Genomic DNA, 4,823 nt, shown 5'->3' on the forward strand with positions numbered 1-4,823 from the left:
TTGCCGCCTGCAATTCACAGACAGCAAGCCCTTTCAGCTGCTTGAACAATTTTCTCTATAAATATTTGTCTAACTTTTCGGGGTCACTTCAGAAACGGTGTGTGGGGTTTCTTTATTGCTTTTGCCTGCGGGAAAATTTGTCGAGCAGCTTTCCGCCATAGCGGAACGTCAGCTCGCCGATCAGAAGACCCAGCAGCGCGGCGGCAAACACGTCGCTCGGGAAGTGGACGTACAGATACAGCCGCGACAGGGCGATGAGCACCGCGAGAGAAATGGCGGCATAGCCGAAGCGCCGGTCGGTCTTCGTCAGGATCGTTGCGGCAATCGTCGAGGACAGCGTGTGTCCCGAGGGGAACGAGTAGTCCGTCGGCGTGGAGATCAAAAGCTGCACGGAGGGATCGAGCCAGCAGGGCCGCGAGCGCGCGACGAGATGCTTGAGCGCAACATTTCCGACGAGCAGTCCCGCAAGGAGTCCCATCAGCACGAGCGCGCCCTGACGGCGGTATTTTTTTGTGCACAGCAGGAGAACGCCTGCGAGGATCCAGATGATGCCGGCGTTGCCGAGCATCGTGAGCTTGGGGACCACGGCGTCTAGAAACGGGCAGGTGATGTTGTTCTGAATCCAGTGGAGAATGCCCCAGTCGAGCGCCATGGACGAGCAGATCCTTTCTGATATTACTTGTGCAGCAGCGGGGAGAGCGGCTTGTAGATGAGGAAGCACAGCGCCACGTCGATCATGCCTTTGACAAAGGTGAACGGCATATTGAAGACCATCAGGCACTCAAGAAGGCCGTTGGTCGAGGGACGGATGGCCTGATACATGCCGATGATGGCTTCAAGCGGCAGGTGATAGCACACAACGTAGGCGGGGTAGACCACAAAGTAGTTGAGGGGCACAGACAGCACCGCCATCAGCAGCGCGCCGACGAGAGCACCGGTGAGGGCACTCTTGCGGGACTTCTTGCGCTGATAGATGAAGCCTGCGGAGAAGGAGAAGACGCTGCCCATGATGAAGTTGAAGAGCTCGCCGACGTAGGCGGAAGACGTGCCATGCAGCACGGAGAACAGCACGTTCTTGAGCAGCGTTACGACGACGCCGTAGATGGGGCCGAGCGAGAACGCCGCCAGAAGCTCTGGAAGGTCGGAGATATCGAGCTTGACGAACGCGGGGATGAGCGCGGGGATCGGGAACTCGATGAACATCAGCAAAAATGCGACGGTCGAGAGCATGGCGGTCACCGTGAGCTTGTGGGTGCGGCTGACTGCGCGGGGTTTGGAGATGGCGCTGGCATTGGATTCGGACATAAAAATACACTCCTTTTTGTCATTTCCCCTGAAAGAACAAGTCTTCCAAGGTGCATGACGCAAAAGAGCGTGAAAATTGCGTGGTAGATCGCGCGCAGCACATCTTCTCTCATCCGGACTGTGACCGTCGGTACCGGAATTTCACCGGTTCGTGCGATAAAAAAATACCGCTTGCGGACTGTAACCGCCGGTGGGGAGTTTCACCCCGCCTCGAAGACAAGTGATTCAGTTGATAGCTTGAGTATACGACAAATTTTCGGTTTGTCAAGAGGAAAAATGCTTTACAAAGACGAACGAATGTTCTATAATGGCGGAAAAAGGAGGCGATGTCCATGCGGGGAAGACCCTGTTCCTGCGCCTTCACCGGCCACCGGCCGGGGAAGCTGCCGTGGGGAGAAGATGAAAGCGACCTTCGCTGTATCGCCCTCAAGGCTAAGCTGCGCGCCGCGGTGGAGAGCGCCATCCACGAGGGGATGCAACATTTCATCTGCGGTATGGCCGAGGGCTGTGACCTCTACTTTGCCGAAACCGTGATGGCGCTGAAAAGCACATATCCGCACATCACGCTCGAGGCGGCCATCCCGTGTCCCTCGCAGGCGGACGGGTGGAGCGAGCGGCAGCAGGCGCGCTACCGCGACATTTTATCTCGCTGCGACTACGAGACCATGGTGCAGCAGAGCTACACGCCTGGTTGCATGCAGCGGCGCAACCGCTACATGGTCGACCACGCGAGCCTGCTGATCGCCGTGAACGACGGCGCGCGCGGCGGGACGCGTTCGACGATCGAATACGCCTTCAAGCGCGGTGTGAACGTGCTGGATATCCCGCTGGACTGAAAAAGGAGAGGACCATGTCCTTTGACTTCAAGAAAGAATACAAGGGATTTTACCTGCCGAAGGCAAAGCCGGAGATCGTCGTCGTGCCGCGTGCGAATTATATCGCCGTGCGAGGGCAGGGTGACCCAAATGAGGAGGGCGGCGCGTATCAGCGCGCCATCGGTGTACTTTACGCCGTGGCCTACACGCTCAAGATGAGCAAGCGCGCGGGACACGAGATCGACAGCTTTTTCGACTATGTCGTGCCGCCGCTCGAGGGCTTCTGGCAGATGCCGGACACGGAGACGGTCGACTATGGGCGAAAATCGGATTTTCGCTGGATCTCTGTCCTGCGCCTGCCGGATTTCGTCACGAAAGCGGACTTCGACTGGGCGGTCGAGGCGGCGGCAAAGAAGAAAAAGCTCGACTGTTCGGCAGCAGAATTTCTGACCGTAGACGAGGGCCTCTGCGTGCAGATCATGCACGTGGGTTCGTTCGATGATGAGCCGGAGTCCGCTGCGAAGATGAATGCGTTTCTGCGTGAAAACGGATATGAAAACGACCTGAACGACGTCCGCCTGCACCACGAGATCTATCTCTCCGACCCGCGCCGCGTCGCGGCGGAAAAGCGGAAGACCGTTCTCCGCCACCCCATCAAAAAGGCTTGAAAAAAGAAAAAGAGTGCTCCCGCCTTGGCGGGAACACTCTTTTTTATGCATAAAGATCAAATATCGAACACGCCCATCACGGCGATGCCGATGACGACGAGCAGGATCATCGCGTAATGCTTCCACGAGAGCTTTTCCTTCAGGAAGAGGCGGCTCCACAGCACGCTAGCTGCGCAGTAGGAGCTGATGATCGGCGCGGACATCGCAAGGTGCGATGTGTCCGCGATGGCATAGATATAGGCAAACTGACCGGCCGTTTCGCAGATGGCGCCGATGTACTTCGGCGCTTCTCGCTTGGGCAGCAGGCGATCCTTTTTGATGAAGACCACGTAGATGAAGCACAGCACCGCGGCAAACAGGAACGTCAGCTCGTAGGCGCAGTTTGCGCTGCCCTCGTCCAGCGTTTCGAGCACGCGGTTGTCGGCAAAGGTGCCGGCGGCGTCGAGCAGGCAGTAGGCCGCGGGCAGGGCGAGGGCCAGGAAGCTCTTGGAATACTTGCGGTTGCCCTCCGCCTGACGGGCGGCGCGCAGCTCGGGGTCCTCCGTGGCATCCACCACACCGAGGCCGATTGCGCCCACGCAGACGAGGACGATCGCGCCGAGGGCGAGCGGGGAATAGTCCTCGCCGCCGACAAATAGCAGTGTCATCACGGCGACGAGCGCGCCAGACGAATTGCAGATCGGCGACGAGACGGACAGCTCAATGTAGCGGAGGCCGAGATAGCCGAGCGTCATCGAGCCGATGTACAGCAGCGACACGGGCAGATAGGTCCAGATAATAGACCAGCTGATCTCCGTGCCGCCGATGAAAATTTCGAACGCGGCGTGAAGACCCATCACGGTACCGACGGCAATGACCATCTTGAGGTGGGCGAGATGATCGTCCTCTCCCTGACAGCCGATCTTGGAAAACAGGTCGCTGCCGCTCCAGCAGAGCAGCGCGATCAGAGAAAGCCAGAACCACATATAAAATTGTTAAACTCCTTTGTACTGTTATTTTTTAGATGGTAAAAACAGCGGTACGCGGGGGCGGACGGCGGCGAAAGTGCCGATTGATTGCGGGTGTTCGGCGAATGAGCATGAATGAATATTCTTTCTAACGGATTCGAAAAGCAAGGATCAAAGCGTAATGAGACCGGCGTCGAGCATCTTCTGGAGTGAGAGCAGCACGCCGAGCTTGGCATGGTACCACGTCAGGCCGCCCTGATAATAGACGGCGTAGGGTTCGCGCACGGGGCCGTCGGCCGAGAGCTCGATGGAGCTGCCCTGCACGAACGCGCCCGCCGCCATGATGACGTCGGAGTCGTAGCCGGGCATCGGCGCGGGGACGGGGTCGACATAGCTGTCGACCGCGGCGGCGGACTGGATGCCCTTGCAGAAGGCGGCCATGCCCTCGGGAGAGCCGAGCTCGACGCACTGGATGATATCGTGGCGCGCCTCTTTCGACGACGGAACGACGGTGAAACCGAGTTTTTCATAGCACGCAGCGACGAACACCGCGCCCTTGACCGCGCCGGAGACGACGCTGGGGGCGAGGAAGAAGCCCTGATACAGCGCAGGCATCAATCCGAGGTTCGCGCCGACCTCCTGTCCAAGTCCAGGCGCAGAGAGACGGTAGGCGCAGCGGTCGACACACTTCTGCGTGCCGCAGATGTAACCGCCGATCGGGGCAAGGCCGCCGCCGGGGTTTTTGATAAGGCTGCCGACGATCATATCTGCGCCGAAGTCGCTCGGCTCGTTCGCCTCGACAAATTCGCCGTAGCAGTTGTCGACCATGACGACGACGTCGGGGCGCAGCTTTTTGCAGAACGCGATGGCCTCGCCGATGGCGTCGACCGAGATCGTCGGGCGCGGGCAGTAGCCCTTGGAGCGCTGGATGTGGATGAGCTTCGTCTTATCGTTCAGCGCGCGCTCGATGGCGGGGAAGTCAAAGCTGCCGTCTTCGCGCAGGTCGACCTGCGCATAGCTGACGCCGTACTCCTTGAGCGAGCATGGGCTTTCGCGAAGACCGATGACCTCCTCAAGCGTATCGTAGG

Annotated in this window: 6 protein-coding genes and 1 riboswitch; of the genes, 2 read left to right on the plus strand and 4 right to left on the minus strand. The window is 59.0% G+C overall.

Features of this window, described 5'->3' with window-relative positions; all coding sequences use genetic code 11:
* Positions 1–112: 112 nt before the first annotated feature.
* Both NI20_RS0112115 and NI20_RS0112120 read right to left on the minus strand, forming a co-directional pair.
* Positions 113–652, minus strand: coding sequence for a phosphatase PAP2 family protein (locus NI20_RS0112115; RefSeq protein ID WP_033121654.1), 540 nt, complete (start codon positions 650–652; stop codon positions 113–115).
* A 23-nt stretch (positions 653–675) separates the two neighbouring features.
* The gene (locus NI20_RS0112120; RefSeq protein ID WP_052084676.1) at positions 676–1,305 is read right to left on the minus strand and encodes an ECF transporter S component; all 630 of its coding nucleotides are present in this window, start codon (positions 1,303–1,305) and stop codon (positions 676–678) included.
* Between the two features lie 97 nt (positions 1,306–1,402).
* Positions 1,403–1,527, minus strand: a riboswitch (FMN riboswitch).
* 110 nt (positions 1,528–1,637) lie between these two features.
* Here NI20_RS0112120 and NI20_RS0112125 point away from each other — a divergent pair.
* Both NI20_RS0112125 and NI20_RS0112130 read left to right on the plus strand, forming a co-directional pair.
* Positions 1,638–2,141: an SLOG family protein gene (locus NI20_RS0112125; protein ID WP_033121655.1), complete on the plus strand. Its 504-nt coding sequence runs from the start codon at positions 1,638–1,640 to the stop codon at positions 2,139–2,141.
* 14 nt (positions 2,142–2,155) lie between these two features.
* Positions 2,156–2,788 (plus strand): GyrI-like domain-containing protein, encoded by a 633-nt coding sequence (locus NI20_RS0112130; RefSeq protein WP_033121656.1) that lies wholly within the window; start codon positions 2,156–2,158, stop codon positions 2,786–2,788.
* Between the two features lie 56 nt (positions 2,789–2,844).
* Here the strand turns inward: NI20_RS0112130 and NI20_RS0112135 are convergent, their stop codons facing one another.
* The gene (locus tag NI20_RS0112135; protein WP_033121657.1) at positions 2,845–3,753 is read right to left on the minus strand and encodes a DMT family transporter; all 909 of its coding nucleotides are present in this window, start codon (positions 3,751–3,753) and stop codon (positions 2,845–2,847) included.
* Positions 3,754–3,906: 153 nt separating this feature from the next.
* Positions 3,907–4,823, minus strand: a 917-nt coding sequence (locus tag NI20_RS0112140) for a methionine gamma-lyase family protein (protein WP_033121658.1), incomplete at its 5' end; no start/stop codon positions are given.

This window comes from Oscillibacter sp. ER4 (genome assembly GCF_000765235.1).
In the GTDB taxonomy this organism is placed as follows: Bacteria; Bacillota; Clostridia; order Oscillospirales; family Oscillospiraceae; genus Hominicoprocola; species Hominicoprocola fusiformis.

Coding starts and splice junctions, on each gene's coding strand:
- NI20_RS0112125 (WP_033121655.1), top strand. CDS start 1,638: ATGCGGGGAAGACCCTGTTCCTGCGCCTTCACCGGCCACCGGCCGGGG.
- NI20_RS0112115 (WP_033121654.1), bottom strand. CDS start 652: ATGGCGCTCGACTGGGGCATTCTCCACTGGATTCAGAACAACATCACC.
- NI20_RS0112135 (WP_033121657.1), bottom strand. CDS start 3,753: ATGTGGTTCTGGCTTTCTCTGATCGCGCTGCTCTGCTGGAGCGGCAGC.
- NI20_RS0112130 (WP_033121656.1), top strand. CDS start 2,156: ATGTCCTTTGACTTCAAGAAAGAATACAAGGGATTTTACCTGCCGAAG.
- NI20_RS0112120 (WP_052084676.1), bottom strand. CDS start 1,305: ATGTCCGAATCCAATGCCAGCGCCATCTCCAAACCCCGCGCAGTCAGC.